The following is a 20,615-nucleotide window of genomic DNA, read 5'->3' as shown; positions in this document are numbered from 1 at the left end:
CGGCGGGTCAGCGACGGCCGCGTCGGCGCGCGCCACGGATCAGCTGCTGGGCCGCGAGGTGTCCCGAGCCGCCGCCGAGGCCGGGTCCGGGGTGGGTGGAGGAGCCGATGTGCCACAGCCCCGGCACGGGCGTGGCGTGCCGGGGCGCGCTGGGCAGCGGGCGCCACAGCAGGCTCTGGTCGAGTTCGGCCGAGCCTCCGTAGGGGTCGCCGGCCACCGCGTTGGGGTTGTACGCGGCCAGGTCGGAGGGAGTGAGGGCGTCCCAGCCGAGCACCTTGCCGGGCAGATCGGCGGCGTGCCGGGCGACGCGGGCCAGCACGCGGTCCACGTAGCCCTCGGTCAGCGCCTTCGTCCAGCCGCCGGTGACGTCGAGTTCGCCCGCCGCGTCGCCGGCCGGCGCGTAGGGCACCTCCTGGAGCTGGATCCACAGGGCCGCGGTTCCCCGCGGCACCCGCGACGGGTCCAGGACGTACTGCTGGCCGACGACCACCGTGGGCCTGCGCGGCAGCAGGCCGGCCTCGGCCTCCGCGCACGCGATCCCGGTGCTCGCTGACCCGTCGCTCAGGTGCAGCAGCGGCACCCCGGCAAGACGGTCGTCGTGCCAGCCGGGCGGGGCGGAGAGCGCGACGTGGATCTGCATCGCGGCGCGGCCGTACCGGTAGCGCCGCGCCTGGCCGCGGACCGCGGGCGGGAGGGGGACGTCCTGCGGCAGCAGCTCCCCGTACAGCGCGGTGGGGGTCACCGAGGCGAGGACGGCGCGGCGCGCGTGGATGGTCTCGCCGCCGCTGATCACGCCGGTGACCCGGCCGCCGGTGACGAGCAGCCGCTCCACCGGCTGCCCGGTGCGGACGTCCACGCCCATGTCGCCGAGCAGCGCCTCGAAGGCCCGGACGAAGTTGCGGGCACCGCCCGCCACGACGGGCACGCCGAAACCGTGCAGCGAGGCGGCCAGCACGGGCACGAGCAGGCCGCCGCCGGCATGGTCGGGGGACAGCCCCGCGTGCAGCAGCCACGGCACCCACAGCAGGTCCGCCTCGTCGCCGCGAAAGGTGCTGTGGCAGTACGAACGGCCGCTGGTGAGCGCGGCGCGCAGCCAGGCCTCGGTGCCGGTGAACCGCTCCCGCCGCAGCAGCTTCGCGATGGACCGCAGCACCCGCGGCGAGCGGGGGTCACCGCCCAGCACGCCGCCGATGGCGTCGGCGTTGTCGAGGAACCGCCGCAGCATGGCGAGGTAGGCGGCCCTGTCCTCGGCGTGGCCGAACGCCTCCACCGTGATGCCGGCGTCACGGTGGACGAGGACGGCGCGGCCGTCGTCGGTGACCGTGCCGGTGACGAAGCCGTCGGTGTTGCGGTACTCCAGGCCGTGCCGGTGCAGGTCCTCGCCGAGGGCGGCGTAGGCCGCTCCGGACACGAACAGCGGGTGCCACGACGCATAGGTGTCGTGCAGGAAGCCGGGCACGGTCCGCTCCTCGGTGGCGAGGAAACCGCCCAGCCGGTCGTTCCGTTCGACCAGGGCCACCGACCAGCCCTCCTTGGCCAGTTCGGCTGCGGCGACGAGGCCGTTCACTCCGGAACCGACGACGACGGCGTCGACCGTGCGTGGCATCAGTGCTCCTCGACCTCGTCGCTCGGGGATGCCGCCCGGCGTGTCCGGCCGGGGCGAGGTCCCGAGGCACCCGTCCCGTCTCCCGCCCTCCAGCGTGCACGCCGCGCGGAGGAGCCGCACCCGGAGGGCGGGCCGGGACCGCCGCCGGCCCAGGGGGTCCGTGGCGTCGGTGGACGGAGCGGGGCGCGCGACGCCCCGCCAGGGGACCTCAGCTGAGCCGCGCCTTGCCCTGGGGCGCGGCGTCGGCGGCATCCGGGTCGGCCGGGACCGCGGCGGCCACCACGGTGCTCGTCCCCCGCTTCTTCGCGGTCTGCGCGACGAAGGCGCCCGCGAGGACGAGGACGCCGCCGAGGATCTGCGGCACGCCCAGGTGCTCGTCGAGCAGGATCCAGGCGAGGATCGTGCCGACGACCGCTTCCAGGCAGGCGACGACGCCGGCGACCTGCGGCGACAGCCGCCGTACGGCGAGCACGCCGGTGAGGTAGGCGACGACGGTGGCCACCAGCACGATCCAGCCGACGAGCAGCAGTGCGGGCACGGACACCTCGCCCATGTCGGCGCGGTGGGTGAGCACGGTCCAGTCCATCTCCCAGGGGCGGGAGGTGACGGTCAGTACGAGGGCGCCGATGAGCAGTCCGTACGCGATGACGGCGACGGGGTCGGGCGCGTCCTCGCCGTCGCTGCCGTGGTCGGCCAGTACGAAGTAGCTGACCTGGCAGCAGGCGGCCCCGAAGGCCAGCGCGAGGCCCAGCGGGTCGAAGGCGAGCCCCGACCACACCTCGACCACGGCCGCCATGCCGCCGACGGCGAGCACCACGCCGACGGCCGCGGCCCTGCTGACCGCCTTGCGCTGCACGAAGCGCACCCAGCCGAGCAGCAGCGCGGGGCCGAGGAACTCCACGAGGATCGCGACGCCTACAGGGATGCGGGATATGGCCGCGAAGTAGAAGGCCTGCACGCCGGCGACGCCGAGCAGCCCGAAGCCGGCCAGCACCGCGGGGCGGCGCAACAGCAGGGTGCGGTGCCGCAGGACGACGGGCAGCATGATGAGCGCGGCGCCGGCCACGCGCAGCCAGACCACGTGCAGCGGGTCCAGCCCCGCCTCGATCAGCGGCTTGGCCGCGACCCCCGAACCACCGAACGCGAACGCGGAGATCAGCGCGAGTCCGAGCCCGGTGTTCCTCCCCTGAGACACATGCATCGGGCCATGATGTCAGCTCGCGACAGGACCGTCACCCCAGTAGCGGCTGTCGTCCGTGCCGCGCAGGGCCGGCGGGCGCACCAACAGCCGGGCCGGGTCCACCCCGGCGGCCCGCAGTACCTCCACGGCCCGGCACGCCGGGTCGGCCAGGAGCGCCTCCAGCAGGTCGCCGCCGTCGGCCTGCGCCGTGCCCCGCTCCTGCGCACGGGCGACGGCGGCGCCGATCGCCGTCGCGGCGGCCGGGCTCCAGCCGGGCGCGCCGAGGGAGCTGAGCGAGGTGAGCGAGGCGAGCGCGGACGGTGCCAGGGCCAGGGCCCCGGAGTCCTCGACCGCTCCGCGCCACCGCATGCCGTAGCCGATGCTGCGCTGCACCAAGTACCCCAGGACGCGGGCCACTTGCCCACCGCCCGCGCCGCCGTCCGTGCCACCCCCCGCGCCGCCGTCCACGGCCTCGCGGACCCGCGGGTCGCTCTCCAGCAGGGAGTGGAGCAGATGCGCGGTGTCGACGCGGTCGTCGCCGTCCCGCACCGCGCGGCGCCGCGCCCCGGCGGTCACCGAGCGCAGCTCCACGGTGAGCCGCAAGTCGTCCCTGTGCACGGTGTCCACCCCATCAGTTCCGCCGCCGCGGGGCATCGGCACACGGATTCATTCGTCGCTACTCCTCCGGATGGGCACGTGCGTGGGAGCGGTCCTCCTGAAGGATGACGGCGGACGGGGGCATCTCAGGGCCAGAGCAGACCGCGCGTCCAGCCTTCCGGCGCCGCCGGGTCGCGCAGATAGCGGAGCCGGACGTGGCCGCCTGCCGGGTCGGCCTGCCAGAACTCGGCCTCGTCGGCGACGAGCCGGTAGACGGTGTGGCCCTCCGGGACGTCCTCCGGGGCGGCGGCGACATGCCCGGCGGCGCGCCGCCGGGCATGTTCGTACGCTGCCCGGCCGTCGAGCGGTGCGCTCATGAGGCCGGTGAAGCCGGCGGCCCGGGAGGCCTCACGGCGGCCGAGGAAGTCACGCCGGGCGGTGTCGCGGTCCAGGGTCCGCACCGCCCCGGCCATCCTCACCTGCCGGCCGTGCGCGGGCCAGTACCAGCTGAGACAGGCGTACGGGCGCTCCGCCAGGTCGCGCCCCTTGCGGCTGGCCGCCTCGGAGGCGAAGTCGAAGGCGCAGCCCTCGATGTCGACGCCGCGCAGCATGAGCACCCGGGCCGACGGGCGGCCGTCGGCACCTGCCGTGGCGAGGGTCATGACGTGCGGCTCCGGTACCCCGTCGTCGAGGGCCCGGGCCAGCCAGCGGGCGAACACCGGCCCGGGCGCCGGTCCGGCGGTGGCCGGGTCGAAGCCGGGGAGCGGGCCGGCCAGCACGGGGGCGGAACGCATCCGCTCGCGGAGGGAGTCGGCGGTCACGGGGTCCTGGCCGGCCGCGCCGGGCTTCCCGGCCGGGCCGGGCTTGTCGTCGTCGGTCACGTCCCGATCCTCACACGCCGCCGCCCGGCGCACACGTGGTGCACCGGGCGGCGGCGGGCCTGGCCCCCTGTCAGGCCGGGAGGTGGAACTGCTGGTTGGTGCCGCCGGCGCAGGTCCAGATCTGCAGCCGGGCCGCGTTGGCCGTGGACTTGTCGGTGACATCGAGGCACTTGCCGGACGCGGGGTTCACCAGGGTGTCGCCGGTGGCGCGCTGCCAGACCTGGGCGCCGGTGCCGTTGCAGTCGTACAGCTGCACCTTGGTGCCGTTGGCGGTACCGGCGGCGGTGAGGTCCATGCACTTGCCGAGGGCGCGGATGGTGCCGTCGGTGCCCACGGTCCACTGCTGGGCGGTGGTGCCGTTGCAGTCGTACATCTGGACGGCGGTGCCGTTGGCGCTGCTCGCCGCGGCGACGTCGACGCACTTGCCGCCGAGGCCGGTGATCTGCCCGGTGGAGCCGGTGGGCGGCGGGGTGGTGCCGCCGGTCACGGTGTTGAAGATGCTGGAGAACTGCCAGGCGCTCTGCGGGGTGCCGCTGCAGGTGTCCGAGAGCTGGCCGTTGGTGGCGCAGGCCTTGTCGCGGCCGACCGCCCAGAAGGCGAGTTCCTGGATGCCCTTGGACTTGGCGAAGTTGGCGAGCGTGGTGGCGTTGCCGGTGGTGAAGGTCTCGGCGGTGGTGTCGTTGACCCCGATCATCGGGGTGTTGCCCTCCATCGCCCACAGCTGCGCGTCGGTCTTGGTGGTCCAGATGGCACCGAGCTGGTTGCGCAGCGCGGTGGCGGCGTCGGTGGCGGCCTTGCCCATGTCCATGGCCGGTCCGTAGTCCATCGTCATGATGTTGACGAGGTTGACGTTCAGCCCGTTGTTCTTGGCGTTGTTCAGCAGGCTGATCGAGTTGGACTCCAGGCCGGTCGGGTTGACCGGGAGGGTGTACTGCACGTCGAGCTTCCGCCCGGCGGCCGCGTACTCCTGCTGGAGCTGGGCCAGCGCCTTGTTCCGACGGTCGTTGGCGGTGGTGTTGTCGAGCTGGCCGCCCTCGATGTCGAGGTCGATGCGGGTGAGGTTCAGGGCGTCGACGACCTTCTTGTACTGGGCCTTCAGCGAGGCCACGCTCGTACAGGAGACGCCGATCTCGGTGCCCGCGGCACCGCCGAAGGAGGCGATGACGTCGCCGCCCGCGGCCCGCAGGGAGTTGATCGCGGAGGTCCAGCCGGCGTCGGTGACGGGCGTGTCGCCGTTGAACGTGGCGTTGCAGCCGCCGGCGTCGATGACGAAGGCGAGCGTGAAGTACTTCAGGCCGGTCGCGTTGCGCGCGTTGGCCATGGCCGAGGGGGAGTTCCAGGTCTCGACGTAGGGCGCGGCGTACTGGGCGGGGAAGCCGGGGCCGGGGTTGGCCGCGGCGCTCGCGGAGCCGCCGGTGGCGACGACGGCGGTGGCGGCCATCGCGAGGACGGCGGGGACGGCTGCAAGGGTTCTGACGGCGGATTTCAGCACAGGACGACTCCTGTCGTGGGCGCGGTGAGGTGCGCGCTGTGGGGGGTGGTGCGCCGTGGAGACGGCGTGGGGGGCCTTGCCGGCTGTTCATGTAGGTGAACAACACCCCACTACATGAACAGCCGATGGCCGATGACGGTATGGACTAGACCAGCTCTGCGTCAACCCCCTGCGCCCACGGGAATCCACGGACCGTCAGGGCACCGCCGGGTGGACGCGGGCACACCGGGGAGCGGGGCCGCCGCCGCCGTGCGAACGGCGGCCCCGCCTCGGCCGAGTCCCTCCTGGCTAGGGACCCGAGACCAGGTTGGCCACGTTGTTGGAGGAGTTGGACGGTCCTCCGATGTTGTTGATCACGTGGCTGATGGTGCCGGTGCCGCCGAGCGAGACGGTCACCATGTCGTGGAAGCGGACCCCGGCGACGGCCGGCGCCTCGAAGGCACGGTCGGCGACCACGGACGGGTTGACGTTGAAGTAGCAGTAGCTGCCCAGGCCCCAGGCCTCATGGCTGGTGACCGACGGGCTGACCTTGTACGCGTCGTAGCCGCGCGTCGAACCGTTCATCCAGGAGGCCTGGTTGGGCGGGTCGTAAGGCATCTCGTTCTGGAAGAAGTACGTGCGGCCGCCGTTGCCGTTCCAGATCACCTGATGCTGCTGGTAGTGCTCCACGAACAGGCCGTACATCGTCACGTTGGTGCCGTTGACGATCAGGCCGTTGGCGGCCGTGTTGCTGTTCCAGCCGACACCGCTGCCGTGGTCGGCGCGCCACAGCCACATGTGGTCGCCGATGACGTCCGAGCTGTTGACGACCAGGCTCTGCGTGGCCTTGCCGACGCCCGCGCCGCCGATGCGGAAGAAGACGTCGTGCAGCGAGGTCGGATCGGCGGTGTGCCGCGCGGACGAGCCGGCCGGGCCGACCTGCATCAGCGTCTGCGAGTTGGTCGTGCCGGCGTCGATCAGCAGACCGGCGAGCTTGACACCGTCCACGTCGGCCACGTTGACCGCCGTGATGCCGTTGTCCGGGATGATGGTCGCCAGGCCCAGGCCCAGTACCACGGTGTCGGCGCGGTTGATGTTGAGCGTCTGGTTGAGGTGGTAGACGCCCGGCGTGAACAGCAGGTTCTTGCCCTGGGCGAGCGCGCCGTTGATGTCGGTCGCGGTGGCACCGGGCTTGACGATGAAGAACTGGTCGATCGGCAGTGAGCTGCCGGCCGGGCTTCCGCCCGCCCAGCTCGTGCCCTGGGAGTTGGTGCGCAGCGCCGGGACGAAGACCTTGTAGGCACCGGCCGCGTCCACGTACAGGAACGGCTTCTCACGCGTCACCGGGGTCTGCGCGACCGTGGTGTACGGCGGGTTCGGGAAGGTGTTGGCGGGAGCGTTCACGTCACCGACGAAGACCATGTTCCAGTTGGAGCCGGTCCAGCTGCCCCACTGGCTGTTGCGCGACAGCCACTGCTGCTGGGAGCCGGAGCGGACCTGGCCGTCGATCTTGGAGTCGGCGAGGAGACCGCCGCTGGACCAGCCGCCGTCGTCCAGCTGCAGGTTGCCGCGGACGTGCATGCGCCGGTACGGGGCCGCCTGCGAGACCGCCCAGCGGTCGGTACCGCTCGACGGGTTGACGGAGAGGTTCTCGGCGGAGCGCCAGAAGTTCTGGGTGGCGTTGCCCTGGAACCAGTCGGCCTCGGCGTGCACCGCGCCGTTGATCGTCACGTCGTCCGGCGACAGGCCGAGGCCCGCCACCTGGGTGTAGAAGCCGACGTTGGCGTCGACGTTGTAGCTGCCGGGCTTGAAGAGCAGGGCGTAGCGCTGCGAGCCGAACTGGTTGGACTCCTGCTGGCCGAAGACCTGGCTGAGCCGGCTCTGGATGGACGCCGAGGACATCGACGGGTCGAAGACGGAGACGTTCGGCCCGAGGTCGGGGGTGCCCGGCGGGTTCTGCGGCCCGTCGGTGGAGCCCAGGCTGAAGGACTGGGCCGAGGTGCCGTTGCAGGTGTACTGCTGGATGCGGGCGGCGTCGGCGGTCGAGGCCGAGGGCACGTCGAGGCACTTGCCGCTGTTGCGGTTGACGAAGTGGTAGGTGCCGCCGGCCTCCTCGACCGGCAGCCACTGCTGGTTCGCGCCGCTGGAGTACGACCAGAGCTGCACCGGGGCGCCGTCGGCGGTGGAGACGTCGGTGACGTCCCACGACTTGGTGGCGTCGTTGCGGTTGTTGACCCGCACGTATCCGTCACTCGTCGCCTGGAACTGCCACTGCTGCGCGGTGGTCCCGTTGCAGGCGTACTGCTGCACCGCCGTGCCGTTGGCGGTGGCCGCGGCGGCGGCGTCGACGCACTTGCCGCTGTGCTTGGCGGCGACCGTCACCCAGCCGGTGGGCACGGCGGCCTGCGCCTGAGGGGCGAGCACGACGGCGGACAGGCCCGAGGCGAACAGCGCGCCCAGGGCGAGCGGTATGACGCGGCGCCGGGTCCGGCCGCGGCCGGGGGCGCCCGGAGACGGTGCTCCGAGGATTCTCATGGAAGCTCCTGTGCCGCGCGGGGCGCGGCGCCGTGGGGGGCGGGCATGCCGAAGCGAGCGTCGGCACGGGGAGTGTGAAGGGTGGTACGGGCTTCACCGGGCAGCGAACACCCGGCTGCGACAGCGGCTCAAAGGTCTGGACAACCTTTCTTCACGGCGTGAAGTTAGGCTCATGGAAGGGACACGTCAAGAGGTGGCGCTACGGATTCCGAACTCCCGCCGATCCGTGGTAAACACTCAACCCGCCCTGCGCTTACGGTGTTTGAGCAGCTCAAACACCGGGCATCCGGGCGGCCCCGCGGCTCCTGCCGACGAGGTGCGCCGGTCAACACTTGAACGCGGACCCCCGCGCCGGCGCCTTGCGCCGCTCCGGCCCCCACAGCCGGAACACCGCCGACTGGTCTGTACCAAAGCCTTGACGGCGACCTTCCTTCACTCCTTAAATCACAACGTTGACAAAGGTCTCCGCACCGCCTCCCCCAGCGCCTCCCCACCATCTCCCCGAGCGCTCGACGCCGTTCACCGCCCTTCACCCTCACCGGCGCCCCACCCACGCACGCCGACACGGGAAGGACCACTCCCCCCATGACCGCTCTCACCACCGCCGCCCGGCGCGCCGCCGGCCGCCTGTTACTGCTGTTCGCCGTCCTCCTCGGCATCAGCGTCGCCCCCGCCGTCGCCGGCCCCGGCGCCGCGGCCGCCACGCCCTTCAAGGTCATCGCCTTCTACAACGGCACCTTCGACGCCGCCCACATCAACTTCGTCGGCGAAGCCAACCGGTGGTTCCCGCAGCAGGCCGCGGCCAACGGCTTCACGTACACCTCGACGAACAACTGGAACCTGCTGGCCGACAGCGCCGCGCTGAAGCAGTACCAGGTCGTCCTCTTCCTCGACGACGCCCCGCAGACCGCCGCCCAGCGCTCCGGCTTCGAGGCCTATATGCGCGGCGGCGGCGCCTGGCTGGGCTTCCACGTCTCGGCCTTCACGACGAGCGCGCAGAGCTGGCCCTGGTACTACAACCAGTTCCTGGGCAGCGGCAACTTCCGCTCCAACACCTGGGGCCCCACCACCGCCGTGCTGCGCGTCGAGGACCGCACGCACCCCTCCACCAGCCGCCTGCCCGCGACGTTCACCTCGGCGGTGAGCGAGTGGTACAGCTGGAGCAACGACCTGCGCACCAACCCGGACATCGACATCCTGGCGTCCGTCGACCCGGTGAGCTTCCCCCTGGGCACCGACCCCAACCAGTCCTGGTACAGCGGCTACTACCCGATCCTGTGGACCAACACCAAGTACCGCATGCTGTACGCCAACTTCGGCCACAACGCGATGAACTACGACACGAACACCGGCCTGTCGTCGACCTTCGCGAGCGCCACCCAGAACACCTTCCTGCTCGACGGCCTCAAGTGGCTCGGCACCGGCTCCACCGGAGACCCCACCCCGCCGACCGGGCCCGTGCCCAGCGGCTGGGTGACGGTCGCCGCCAAGCACAGTGGCAAGTGCGTCGACGCCGCCGCCGCGGCCACCGCCAACGGCACCGCGGTGCAGCAGTACACCTGCAACAGCACCACCGCGCAGGACTGGCAGTTCCAGCCCACCAGTGACGGCTACTACCGCGTCAACAACCGCAACGACGCGACCAAGTCGTGGGACGTCACGGGTGTCTCCACCGCCGATGCCGCCAAGATCCAGCTCTGGTCGTACTCGGGCGGCGCGAACCAGCAGTGGCTCCCGGTCGCGGAGACCGGCGGCACCTACCACTTCGTCAACCGCAACAGCGGCAAGTGCCTCGACGTGCCCTCGGCGTCCACCGCCGACGCCGCCCGCATCCAGCAGTACACCTGCAACGGCACCGCCGCCCAGTCCTTCCAGCTCACCGTCCGCCCCTGACCCGCTGACCCGCTGACCCCGGACTGCCACGTCAGGCCGTCCGTACCCCGTAACCGGGTACGGACGGCCTGACGCGTTTGCGGCATCCGGTCGCGGCATCCCGGTGCGGCTCAGCGGAAGGCGGCGGCGTTGCGCGCCGCCCAGGCGGCGAACGGCTGCGCGGGGCGGCCGAGCAGCCCCTCGGCGTCCGGGCCGACACGCCGCTCCTCGGCGAGCGGCTCCCCCAGGATGTCCAGGGTGCCGTCCGCGACGGCCTCCGGCATGAAGCGCAGCATGCCCGACCGGGCTTCGTCCCGGCTCAGTTCGACGAAGTGCAGCGGCGTGCCCAGCGCCTCGCCGATCGCGGCCGCCTGCTCACGCGGCGAGACGGGAGCGGGGCCCGTCAGCTCGTAGGTGCGTCCCGCGTGGACGCGGAGGTCGTCGCGCAGGACGACCGCGGCGGCACCGGCGATGTCGGCGGGGTCGACGACGGGAAGCGCCACGTCCGCGAAAGGCGCGGCCACCGTGTGCGCCGTGCGCACGGACTCCGCCCAGGCGAAGGCGTTGGAGGCGAAACCCCCGCACCGCAGTACCGTCCAGTCGACGCCGGACTCGCGCACCGCGGCCTCGAAGACCCGCAGCGGCTCGTGGGAGACCGCGTGCGGGCGGGTGCCCGCGGCCTGCGAGGAGAGCAGCACGATGCGCCGCACCCCGGCCGCCTTGGCCGCGTCCACCAGGTCGTACGGCCGGCCGCCGGGCGCCAGGAGGTCCCCGGCCGGCAGCAGGAACAGCGCCTCGGCGCCGTCCAGTGCCACGCGCAATTCCTCCGGGGCCGTCAGGTCGACCCTCATATGCCGTACGCCGGTGGGGAGTTCGCCCTGCGCCGGGGCCCGGCGGGAGAGTGCCCTCACCGGTTCCCCTGCCGCGGCGAGCGCCCGGACGAGCGGCTGTCCGACGTTCCCGGTGGCACCTGTCACTGCGATCATCTTCGGCTCCGTTTCGGCCCGTTGGCTGGGACTGACTGCGACCGGACGAAGCTAACAGCGTGGGTATAGTAGGTACCTAGAAGATAGTGACTATGCCGACCTTGCCGAACCTTGCCGGATCACACGGAAGGCGCCCCGATGAGCAGCCCGTCCGCCCGCACCGCCCCTTCCCCGGCCGCCGCCCCCGCACTGGCCTGCCCGATCAGCCCGGTCGTCGACCTGGTCTTCAGCCGCTGGACCACGCCGATCCTGTGGACGCTGCACACCCACGGCCGGCAGCGTTTCGTGGAACTGCAGCGCCGGATCGGCACGGTCACCCCGAAGGTCCTGACGCAGCGTCTGCGCCAGCTGGAGCGCGACGGCCTGGTGATCCGCACCTACCACCCCGAAGTCCCGCCGCGCGTCGAGTACGAGATCAGCGAGCTGGGCGGCAGCCTGGCACCGCTGTTCGCGTCGCTCGCGCACTGGTCGCAGGAGCACATGGGCGAGGTGGACCGGGCGCGATCGCGGTACGACGAGGCGAACTGACGCCGGGGACCACGGGCCGGCGGGCCCGTGGTCCCCGGCGCGCCGCGCCTAACGCAGCACCACGTCGGCGCTCTTGTCCCCCGCGGTGAAGGTGTACGTGCCCCGCTCGACGCGCGGCGTTCCCGAGCCGTCGATGTCGCCGGGCGTCACCGCGAGCGCGCTCTTGGCGAAGTCCAGCCGGACGGTCTTGTGCTCGCCCGCCTTGAGGTGGACCTTCGTGAACGCCACCAGCTTGCGCGGCGGTGCCAGCACGTCGCTGACCGGCCGCGACGCGTAGACCGGGACCACCAGGTCACCGTCCCTGGCACCGGTGTTGGAGACCGTCACCTTGACGCCCTTGGAGTCGGCGGTGAGGGCGTCGAAGCTGTACGTCGTGTACGACAGGCCCGCGCCGAAGGCGTACAGCGGGTCGTACGACGACTCCGGACCGCCGTTGGTGCCCGGCAGCTGCTGGTAGTACATCGGCTCGTTGCCGATGTTCTTCGGCCACGAGACCGGCATCCGGCCGCTCGGGTTCACCTTGCCGAAGAGCACGTCGGCGACCGCGTGGCCGCCCTCGGTGCCCGGCAGCCAGGACATCAGCAGGCCCTGCGTGCCCTCGGCGTCGCCCAGCACCAGCGGGCGCCCGGCCACGACGACGGTGACGACCGGCTTGCCGCTCGCCTTCAGGGACTTCACCAGCGCCTGCTGATCGGCCGTCAGCTCAGGGCGCGGACTGTCCGCCGCGCCCTCGGCGGCGGCCTTCTCGCCGACCACGACGACCGTCAGGTCCGCGTTCTTCGCCTGGGCCACGGCATCGTCCGCGGTCTTGGCCTGCACGACCTCGGTGCCGGCGGGCGCCGCCTCGCGGATGCCCTCCAGGATGGTCGTACCGGGGAGGGTCACCCCGTCCGGGACGCCCTGCCAGCCGATGGTCCAGCCGCCCGCCTGGTCGTTGATGTCGTCCGCGTAGGAGCCCGCGACGACGATCCGCTTGGCGGAGGCGCTCACCGGCAGCACGCCGCCCTCGTTGCGCAGCAGCACCTGGGACTCCGCCGCGGCGGTGCGCGCCAGGCCGGTGTCTGCGCCGTTCACCGCGGCGTCGGCCTTGGCGGGGTCGACGTACGGGTGCTCGAAGAGGCCGAGTTCGAACTTCATCCGCAGGATGCGGCTGACGGCCTCGTCGATCCGCTTCTGCGAGACCAGGTGCCGGTCCACGGCGGTCTTCAGGCCCTGGCTCCACTCCTTGGCGAAGTACGGCTCCATCGCCATGTCGAGGCCCGCGTTGACGGCCAGCGCGATCGCCTCGGGGTAGTCGGCGGCGATCTTGTAACGGGTCTGCAGGGCGCGGACGTCCTCCCAGTCGCTGACGGTCACGCCCTTGAAGCCCCACTGCTGCCGCAGCACCTTGGTCAGCAGGTAGGTCGAGGCGGTGGCCGGGACGCCGTTGACGGCACCGGAGTTGACCATGACCGACTTCGCGCCGGACTGCACGGCCTGCTTGTACGAGGGCAGGATGGTGTCCTGCAGATAGCGGATCGAGACGTCGGCGGGCACGCGGTCGTGGCCGTTGGCCGGCTCGGAGTAGCCGCCGAAGTGCTTCACGGTGGCGGCCACCCGCTTGGCGCCCTTGGCGTGCTCGGCGCCGTCGACCGCGGCGGCGGCCAGGGTGCCGGCGAGCAGCGGGTCCTCGCCGTACGTCTCGTAGTAGCGGCCCCACCGCTGGTCGCGGGCGAGGTCGGCGACGGGCGCGAAGTTCCAGTCGATGCCGGTGGCGGCGACGGCGCGGGCCGTGGCGGCGGAGGAGTCGTGCACGGTCCCCGGGTCCCAGGTGGCGCCCAGGCCGATCTGGTGCGGGAAGATCGTGGCGCCGAGCACGTTGTTGTGCCCGTGGACCCCGTCCACGCCGTACACGATCGGAATGTGCAGCCGCGAGTTGGTGATGGCGTACTTCTGCACGGCGTTGACCATCTTGGCCCAGTCCTGCGGGGTGTTCTTGGCGGGGGCCATGCCGCCGCCGGAGATCACCGAGCCGACCGGGTAGTCGGCGAGGACGGTCTTCATGCAGCTCTCGTTGAGCTCGCCGCCGCTCCATTCGCAGTCGCCCTGGATCCGGGCGACGGCGATCTGGTCCATCTGGCCGATCTTCTCGTCCAGCGTCATGCGCTTGAGGAGGTCCTTCACGCGCAGGTCCACCGGCGCTCCGGCCCTTGTGTACAAGGGGCCGTCGGCTTGAGCGGGCACCGCCGCGACGGCGGCGGCGCAGGCGGCCGCGGTCGCGAGGACGACGAGGTTTCTCAGGCGTGAGCGAGTGAGGCGTGTGCGCGGTTCGTTCGCAGGCATCGCAGGCATCCCGTTCCTGTCCGGCCCCGAAGGGGGCGCTGGCCGTAAACGTTTCCGGCTGCTGTCGCCCCAAGAGCCTGACGCTGACATGACATATCGTCAAGACTGTGAGCGTGACGCGAACCCCCGGAGACCAGACCCCCGTCCCCCCGCCCCAGGGCCCCACCGCCGTCACCCTGCGCGAACTGGCCCGGCGCAGCGGAGTGTCCACCGCGACGGTCTCGCGCGCCCTCAACAACCGGGCCGACGTCAGCGAGGCCACCCGCGAACGCATCCGCCGGCTCGCCGGCGAACTGGGGTACGCCCCCAACGAGCCCGCCCGCACCCTGGTCCGCCGCCGCTCGGACACCATCGGCCTGCTGTGGGACACCTGGCACGAGTCGCACGGACTGCACCACCCCTTCCTGCAGGGCCTGCTGAGCTCGGTGCGCACCGCGCTGTCCGAGGCCGGCTACCACCTGATGCTGCTGACGACGGCAGGCCCCGGCGACCCGGACAGCGTGTACGTCCAGGCGGTGCGCCGGCACAGCCTGGAGGGTGTCATCGTCATGGGCCGCCCGGCCGACGACCGCGCCCTGCGCGTGCTCGCCGCCTCCGGGACCCCCTGCGCGGGACTCGACGTCACGCTCGACGGCCCGCGCACGGCGAGCGTCGCCTCCGACAACGCCTCCGGGGCCGAGACGGCGGTGGCCCATCTGCACGCCCTCGGCCACCGCAGGATCGCCACGGTCACCGGCCCGCCCGAACTCCCGCCCGCCGCCGAGCGGCTGGCGGGCTTCCGCTCCGCGTGCGCCCGCCTCGGGCTCCCCGCGCCACAGGAGTACGTGGTCACGGGCGACTTCTTCCTCGAGAGCGGCCACCGTGCCGTGCACCGGCTGCTCGCCCTGCCCGAGCCCCCCACCGCGCTGTTCGCGGCGGGCGACCTCATGGCCATCGGGGCCCTGCGCGCCGCCGCCGAGGCCGGCCGGTCCGTGCCGGGCGACCTGGCCGTGGTCGGCTTCGACGACATCGACGCCGCGACACTGGTCAGCCCCGCCCTCACCACCGTCGCGCAGGACCGCCGCGCCCTCGGCGCCGCCGCCGTCGCCGCCCTGCGCGAACTGCTGGGCCCGGGCCCGGTGGGGCGCCCGGCCCCCTCGGTGGTGCCGACCCGGCTGGTGGTCCGCGACACCTGCGGGGCCCGGTCGGCCGCCGCAAGGTGACGTCCGGTCCACCGGCCTGACCGGACGTCACCTTGGGGTGGGGTTGCGGCGGGGTTGCGGCATTCACGCGGTGTGTCCGGGTACGTATCCGGTTATGAGCATGACCCGCCTCGCCGCCCGCGTCCTGGCCGCATCCCTCGCCCTTGTCGCCGCGACCGCCCTCGCCGCATGCGACCCGGCGGACGGCGGCACCAGCGACCGGCCCTCCGGCAGCAGCACCACGACCCCTGCCACGGTCGCCGACCTGCCCGACTTCCACGGCATGGGACTGCAGGCCGCCCAGGACCGGGCCCAGTCGCTCGGCTTCCACCGGCTCGACTCGCACGACTCCCTCGGCCGGGGGCGCGAGCAGATCTGGGACCGCGACTGGAAGGTCTGCTTCCAGAGCCCCGCACCGGGCCACCGGCCCACCGGGGCCACGGTCGGCTTCGGAACGGTCAAGCTCGCCGAGTCCTGCCCCGCGAGCGACGCGACCGCGCCCCCGACGGCCGGCACCACCATGCCGGACCTGAAGGGCACGTCCCTGAAGGTGGCGCGTCAGGCCCTTCCGTCCGCCACGAGCATCACCGCGGAGGACGCCACCGACAAGGAGCGCTACATCCTCCTGGAGAGCAATTGGCGGGTGTGCTCACAGAGCCCCGCGCCGGGCGAAGCACTGCACGGGCAGCCCGTCTCCTTCAAGGCCGTCAAGTTCGGGGAAACCTGCCCCTGACGCGGACGGCCGTGCCCTGACCGGCCGGAACGCCGTGCGCCGCGTCTCCCACGTCACCCATCACCGCCTTGACAGGTTATTCATCTCCGTGCGAGGCTCATCACCCTTCCAATAGGTGATGCGCAAGGAGAGGCCTCATGAGCCATGGCTGACCGACCCGGCCGGCCGGCAGACGGCACGCCGGTGGCGCGACGGACGATGCTCGCCATGCTCGGCCTGGGAGCCGCCGGCGTCGCCACCGCCCCCTGGGCACAGCGCGGATGGGAGAAGTTCCTCGGCGCCGCCTCCCAGGCCGACCCCACCGGGATCACCGGGATCCTCCCCAACCCGGGGGGCTTCCGCTACTACAGCGTCGTGGGGTCCGTGCCACGCAAGGACGCGACGAACTACCGGCTGAAGATCGGCGGTCTCGTCGACCGCCCGAGGACGTACAGCCTCGACGACCTGCGCGCTCTGCCGCAGACCCGGATCGTCCACGACGTGCAGTGCACGGACGGCTGGCGGGTGGCCGACACCCCGTTCACCGGAGTGCGGCTCTCCGACCTCCTGGACGCGGCCGGCGTGCGACCGGACGGCAGGGCGGTCCAGTTCACCTGCTTCGACGGCGTCTACACCGAGAGCCTCACCCTCGACCAGGCCCGCCGCTCGGACGTCATGGTGGCGCTGTCCATGCAGGACAAGCCGATCAGCCACGAGCACGGCGGCCCCGTCCGGCTCTACGTGGCCCCGATGTACTTCTACAAATCGGCCAAGTGGCTGTCCGGGATCTCCGTGACCGACCAGGTCATACCCGGCTACTGGGAGGAGTACGGCTATGCCGTCGACGGCTGGCTCGACGGAGCCGACAAGCGCGGCGGCGCCGCCGCGGCCTGAACGCCCTGGCCTGATCGCCCGGTTCACCCGTGCCGAACGCCTGGTCCACCGGGCCACCGGCTGGCTGATGCTGCTCTGCGTGACGACCGCTGCCTGCCTCTACCTGGCCCCGCTGGCCCAGCTGGTGGGCCGCCGCCACCTGCTCGTCACGGTCCACGAGTGGTCCGGGATCCTGCTGCCGCTGCCCTTTCTGCTCGGCCTGGCCTCACCCGCCTTCCGCGCCGACCTGCGCAGGCTGAACCGCTTCGCCGGCTACGACAGGCAGTGGCTGCGGGCGGTCCGAAGGCGCCTGACCTCACCGGACGCCCGGCCGGCCGGCAAGTTCAACGCGGGGCAGAAGATCTACGCGGGCTGGATCGCCGGGGCCGTCCTGACCATGATGGCCACCGGCCTCCTGATGTGGTTCACGGGTGTGCTGCCGTCGATCTCCCGCACCAGCGCGATCTTCGTCCACGACATCCTGGCCTGGGCCGTCGTCGCCGTGCTGTTCGGCCACATCCGGATGGCGTTTCGCGACCCGCAGGCCCGGCTCGGCATGCGCACGGGGTACGTGGAGCGGCAGTGGGCACGACGGCTGCATCCCCGGTGGCACGACGACGAGCGTTAGGGCGAACTCGCTTCATGCCCGCACGATGTCCCACTGGGCCTGGACCGATTGGGCCAGACGGTAGTGGAGCTCCTCCAGGAAGGCGCCCAGGTTCGGGGCAGCCACGGTGTAGCCGTCCTCGTCCAGGTCGTAGGTCGTACCGACGAGGGAGCCGAGGGTCAGGTGGTAGACGCATCCGATGGCGTGGCTGACCGCGTACATGCCTCCGCCGCCATCCGTGGCGAACACCGTCACCCGGTCATCGACCGCTCCGGCCAGAAGCCGGGGGTAGTTACCTGCCTCGGCCTGCTCCAGAAGCGATGCGGCCTCGTCGATCCAGATCCCGTTGCCGAAGTCCGGCAGCTCGGCCGACCGCAGCACCGAGTACAGGGCGACCAGGGATCCGGGAACACCGGCACGGGCGAGCATCCCGGCGGAAGCGACGCCCTCCTCGGCGGAGGCCCGAAGGACCGCGTGCTCCCCGGGGGCAAATCCCTGGACCGCCTCGAAGACGGCGGCGAACTCGCTGGCCAGGCTGCCTACTTCGGAGACCCACCCCTGCACCATTCGCGCGATCCGCACATCCGTTTCGACCATTGCTTCACCCTAGGGCGGCGTGCCGACCGGTTGTCACAGGCGCAGGCGCCCGCGCGGGTCCCGGGTGCACGCTTCCAGGGCTTGCGCGGTCGCGAACCGGCCGCGAGGCCGGCGGTCGGGAACACCGGCCTGGATAGTGGGAGGAAAGCCAGGCGTACACTGACAAACGCACCGTGACGCGATCCCCGCGCGCGGGCGGGCATCACGCAGGAGGTGCGCAGTGCCGTCCGGAAGGCAGGTGTCGGGCCCCACGGAGGACGAGCCGAGCTGCTCCATCGAGCGGAGCCTGCAGATCCTCGGCGAGCGCTGGTCACTGCTGGTGCTGCGCGACATCTTCGCCGGCCGCCACCGCTTCGCCGAGATCCAGTCCTCGCTCGGCGTGGCACCCAACCTGCTCAGCACCCGGCTCAAGCTCCTCCTCGACTCCGGCGTGCTGTGTACGCGCACGTACCAGGAGCCCGGCAGCCGGCCCCGGCAGAGCTACCACCTCACGGAAGCCGGGCAGGACCTGCAACTGGTCCTGGCCGCGCTCCAGCAGTGGGGCGACCATCACCGCCCGCGCCCTTCGGGCCCCTCGGCGAACCGGCGGACGCGTTCCACCGACCGCCCGGTCCGCGTCGGCTTCCTCGACGAGGACGGCCACGAAGTCCCCGGCACCGAGGTGACCCTGCTCAGCGACAAGAGCGCCGGAGCCTGACGCAGGCCCCCGTCACCCCCGTCACTCCCGTCACCCCCGATCGGGCGCCCCTCGGGGCGAGACCGGCCGGGCGGGCCCTAACCGCCTTTTCGCCACGCGTGACGATCCGCACACCCCCGGACCGACGCCGCCCCGAGCCCACGTCCCCCGGGGCGCCGTGAGGCCGCGCACGCGCCGCCGACCTGCGTATTCGCCGCACGACACACCACTTCCGCTGCACCTCTGAAGACTCTTTGACAGTTGTCGACCGGTCGCCTACCTTCGAATAGGCGACCGGTCGGCTAGTTGTCCGGTTGACCTCCCCCTCAACCCCGCACACAAAAACGGAGCACCCCTGTGACCACCCCCGTGAAGCTCGCGATCGTCTACTACTCCTCCACCGGCACCATCACCGGGATCGCCAGGGAGTTGCACGACGCGGCCCTGAAGACCGGCGCCGAGGTCCGCCTCGTCAAGGCCGCCGAACTGGCCCCGCAAGCCGCCATCGAAAGCAATCCCGCCTGGGCCGCCAACCACGCGGCCACCGCGGACGTCCCCCACGCCACGCCCGAGGACGTCGACTGGGCCGACGCCGTGATCTTCGGCACCCCGACCCGCTTCGGCAACGTCTCCTCGCAGCTCAAGCAGTTCATCGACACCCTCGGGGGCCTGTGGGCCCAGGGCAAGCTGGCCGACAAGGTCTACAGCGGCTTCGCCTCCAGCGCGACCGCCCACGCCGGCCAGGAATCGACGCTGCTGGCGCTCTACAACTCCATCCACCACTTCGGCGGCGTCACGGTCACCCCCGGCTTCACCGACCCGACCAAGTTCGTCGACGGCAACCCCTACGGCACGTCCCACGTGGACGGTCAGGGCACCAACCCCATCGACGACATCACCCGCACCGCCGCACGTGTCCAGGCCGAGCGCGTCGTGCGGCTGGCCGCGCGCATCAAGGCCGCCTGACGCCTTCCCCGCACCACCGGGCCGTGGGCTCACGTCGGCCGGCGCCACCTCCAGCGGCGGCGCCGGCTGACGGCGATCGGGCATCTGACTTGCATAACTAAAGTCAGATGTTAGCCTGAGACGACCAGGTGCGTTCGCGCCTGCGATCGAGCCCATCGGGACCGCCCGAACGGATTCGATGCCTCCTCGGCCGCACCCCAGGGGCGCGCCGCCGGCCGTCCCACGTGCGGTCGTCCGGCGCTCCCCGGGCGCCCGTCGCAAAGGAAGTCCTATGAACATCGAAGGTTCGGTCGCACTGGTGACCGGCGCCAATCGTGGAATCGGCCGCGCATTCGCCCGCGCGCTGCTCGACCGCGGCGCGGCCAAGGTCTATGCCGGTGTCCGCGACCCGGAGAGCGTCATCGATCAGGACTTCGTGCCCCTGCGCCTCGACGTCACCGACCCCGGCCAGGTCGCGGCGGCAGCCGCCGTCGCCGGTGACGTCAGCATCCTGGTCAACAACGCGGGGATCGGCGGCGCGAGTTCGGGCCTGCTCGAAGGCCCGCTGGACGGCGCGCGCCAGGCGATGGAGGTCAACTACTTCGGCACCTGGTCCGTCTCCCGGGCGTTCGCCCCGATCCTCGCCCGCAACGGCGGAGGGGCCGTGGTGAACATGCTCTCGCTGGCCTCCTGGGTCGGGCAGCCGGCGTTCCCGGGTTACGCGGCCTCCAAGGCGGCGCAGTGGTCGTTGACGGACGCCCTGCGGCAGGGGCTGGCGGCGCAGGGAACCCTGGTCGTGGGCGTGCACTCGGGATTCGTCGACACCGACCTCAGCGCCTGGACGGACGCCCCGAAGATCAGTCCCGCCACCGTGGCCGAACTGACCATGGACGCCCTGGCCGCGGACCTGCCCGAGGTCCTCGCCGACGAGGCGACCCGGCAGGTCAAGGCCACCCTCTCGCAGCCCGTGGCCAACGCCGCCCGCGTCAACTGACGCGGCACGCGCGGCCTCGTCGCGGAGCGGCCCGGGCACGGCATGCCTGCCG

At 72.2% G+C, this 20,615-nt stretch carries 18 protein-coding genes; 9 read left to right on the top strand and 9 right to left on the bottom strand.

Annotated features, from left to right (window positions below; genetic code table 11):
• Window positions 1-7: 7 nt before the first annotated feature.
• The 6 genes from ACFWVC_RS36150 to ACFWVC_RS36125 form a co-directional block, all read right to left on the bottom strand.
• Window positions 8-1,606, bottom strand: coding sequence for a phytoene desaturase family protein (locus ACFWVC_RS36150; RefSeq protein WP_384297579.1), 1,599 nt, complete (start codon window positions 1,604-1,606; stop codon window positions 8-10).
• Window positions 1,607-1,814: 208 nt separating this feature from the next.
• Window positions 1,815-2,807 carry a DMT family transporter gene (locus tag ACFWVC_RS36145; protein ID WP_384297577.1) on the bottom strand — a complete coding sequence of 331 codons (993 nt, stop codon included), beginning with the start codon at window positions 2,805-2,807 and terminating at the stop codon, window positions 1,815-1,817.
• 12 nt (window positions 2,808-2,819) lie between these two features.
• Window positions 2,820-3,440 (bottom strand): Clp protease N-terminal domain-containing protein, encoded by a 621-nt coding sequence (locus ACFWVC_RS36140; RefSeq protein WP_384297581.1) that lies wholly within the window; start codon window positions 3,438-3,440, stop codon window positions 2,820-2,822.
• A gap of 89 nt (window positions 3,441-3,529) precedes the next feature.
• A complete protein-coding gene (locus ACFWVC_RS36135; protein ID WP_384297575.1) occupies window positions 3,530-4,264 on the bottom strand; it encodes a pyridoxal 5'-phosphate synthase in 735 nt (244 codons plus the stop codon).
• 70 nt (window positions 4,265-4,334) lie between these two features.
• Entirely contained in the window at window positions 4,335-5,756 is a 1,422-nt protein-coding gene (locus tag ACFWVC_RS36130) for a ricin-type beta-trefoil lectin domain protein (RefSeq protein ID WP_384297573.1), read from the bottom strand.
• A gap of 288 nt (window positions 5,757-6,044) precedes the next feature.
• Complete coding sequence (locus tag ACFWVC_RS36125; protein ID WP_384297571.1) at window positions 6,045-8,270, bottom strand: RICIN domain-containing protein; 2,226 nt, start codon at window positions 8,268-8,270, stop codon at window positions 6,045-6,047.
• Between the two features lie 585 nt (window positions 8,271-8,855).
• Here ACFWVC_RS36125 and ACFWVC_RS36120 point away from each other — a divergent pair.
• Window positions 8,856-10,163 (top strand): RICIN domain-containing protein, encoded by a 1,308-nt coding sequence (locus tag ACFWVC_RS36120; RefSeq protein WP_384297569.1) that lies wholly within the window; start codon window positions 8,856-8,858, stop codon window positions 10,161-10,163.
• A gap of 110 nt (window positions 10,164-10,273) precedes the next feature.
• Here ACFWVC_RS36120 and ACFWVC_RS36115 read toward each other — a convergent pair whose 3' ends face one another.
• Window positions 10,274-11,128 carry an NAD(P)H-binding protein gene (locus ACFWVC_RS36115; protein WP_384297567.1) on the bottom strand — a complete coding sequence of 285 codons (855 nt, stop codon included), beginning with the start codon at window positions 11,126-11,128 and terminating at the stop codon, window positions 10,274-10,276.
• Between the two features lie 138 nt (window positions 11,129-11,266).
• Here ACFWVC_RS36115 and ACFWVC_RS36110 point away from each other — a divergent pair, with 138 nt between their 5' ends.
• Window positions 11,267-11,656, top strand: coding sequence for a winged helix-turn-helix transcriptional regulator (locus ACFWVC_RS36110; protein ID WP_384297565.1), 390 nt, complete (start codon window positions 11,267-11,269; stop codon window positions 11,654-11,656).
• Between the two features lie 48 nt (window positions 11,657-11,704).
• Here the strand turns inward: ACFWVC_RS36110 and ACFWVC_RS36105 are convergent, their stop codons facing one another.
• Complete coding sequence (locus ACFWVC_RS36105; protein WP_384297563.1) at window positions 11,705-13,831, bottom strand: glycoside hydrolase family 3 N-terminal domain-containing protein; 2,127 nt, start codon at window positions 13,829-13,831, stop codon at window positions 11,705-11,707.
• A 254-nt stretch (window positions 13,832-14,085) separates the two neighbouring features.
• Here ACFWVC_RS36105 and ACFWVC_RS36100 point away from each other — a divergent pair, with 254 nt between their 5' ends.
• From ACFWVC_RS36100 to ACFWVC_RS36085, 4 genes are all read left to right on the top strand, one after another.
• Window positions 14,086-15,180 carry a LacI family DNA-binding transcriptional regulator gene (locus tag ACFWVC_RS36100; RefSeq protein ID WP_384297561.1) on the top strand — a complete coding sequence of 365 codons (1,095 nt, stop codon included), beginning with the start codon at window positions 14,086-14,088 and terminating at the stop codon, window positions 15,178-15,180.
• A 94-nt stretch (window positions 15,181-15,274) separates the two neighbouring features.
• Window positions 15,275-15,892, top strand: coding sequence for a hypothetical protein (locus ACFWVC_RS36095; RefSeq protein WP_384297559.1), 618 nt, complete (start codon window positions 15,275-15,277; stop codon window positions 15,890-15,892).
• Window positions 15,893-16,036: 144 nt separating this feature from the next.
• A complete protein-coding gene (locus tag ACFWVC_RS36090; protein ID WP_384297557.1) occupies window positions 16,037-16,765 on the top strand; it encodes a molybdopterin-dependent oxidoreductase in 729 nt (242 codons plus the stop codon).
• Window positions 16,707-17,372 carry a cytochrome b/b6 domain-containing protein gene (locus tag ACFWVC_RS36085; RefSeq protein ID WP_384297555.1) on the top strand — a complete coding sequence of 222 codons (666 nt, stop codon included), beginning with the start codon at window positions 16,707-16,709 and terminating at the stop codon, window positions 17,370-17,372. The genes ACFWVC_RS36090 and ACFWVC_RS36085 overlap by 59 nt, the downstream gene beginning before the upstream one ends.
• 12 nt (window positions 17,373-17,384) lie before the next feature.
• On the opposite strand, the gene ACFWVC_RS36080 is transcribed toward ACFWVC_RS36085, so the two are convergent.
• Entirely contained in the window at window positions 17,385-17,948 is a 564-nt protein-coding gene (locus tag ACFWVC_RS36080) for a hypothetical protein (protein ID WP_384297553.1), read from the bottom strand.
• A gap of 220 nt (window positions 17,949-18,168) precedes the next feature.
• Between ACFWVC_RS36080 and ACFWVC_RS36075 the strand changes: the two genes are divergently transcribed.
• The 3 genes from ACFWVC_RS36075 to ACFWVC_RS36065 all read left to right on the top strand — a co-directional run bounded on the left by ACFWVC_RS36075 (window position 18,169) and on the right by ACFWVC_RS36065 (window position 20,563).
• Window positions 18,169-18,645: a winged helix-turn-helix transcriptional regulator gene (locus tag ACFWVC_RS36075; protein WP_384297551.1), complete on the top strand. Its 477-nt coding sequence runs from the start codon at window positions 18,169-18,171 to the stop codon at window positions 18,643-18,645.
• Window positions 18,646-18,981: 336 nt separating this feature from the next.
• Window positions 18,982-19,590 carry an NAD(P)H:quinone oxidoreductase gene (gene wrbA, locus ACFWVC_RS36070; protein WP_384297549.1) on the top strand — a complete coding sequence of 203 codons (609 nt, stop codon included), beginning with the start codon at window positions 18,982-18,984 and terminating at the stop codon, window positions 19,588-19,590.
• 271 nt (window positions 19,591-19,861) lie between these two features.
• A complete protein-coding gene (locus tag ACFWVC_RS36065; RefSeq protein WP_384297547.1) occupies window positions 19,862-20,563 on the top strand; it encodes an SDR family oxidoreductase in 702 nt (233 codons plus the stop codon).
• Window positions 20,564-20,615: the final 52 nt, after the last annotated feature.

This window comes from Streptomyces sp. NPDC058691, from assembly GCF_042714775.1.
Classification (GTDB): Bacteria; Actinomycetota; Actinomycetes; order Streptomycetales; family Streptomycetaceae; genus Actinacidiphila.
This window is presented reverse-complemented; position numbering and strand designations above follow the sequence as displayed.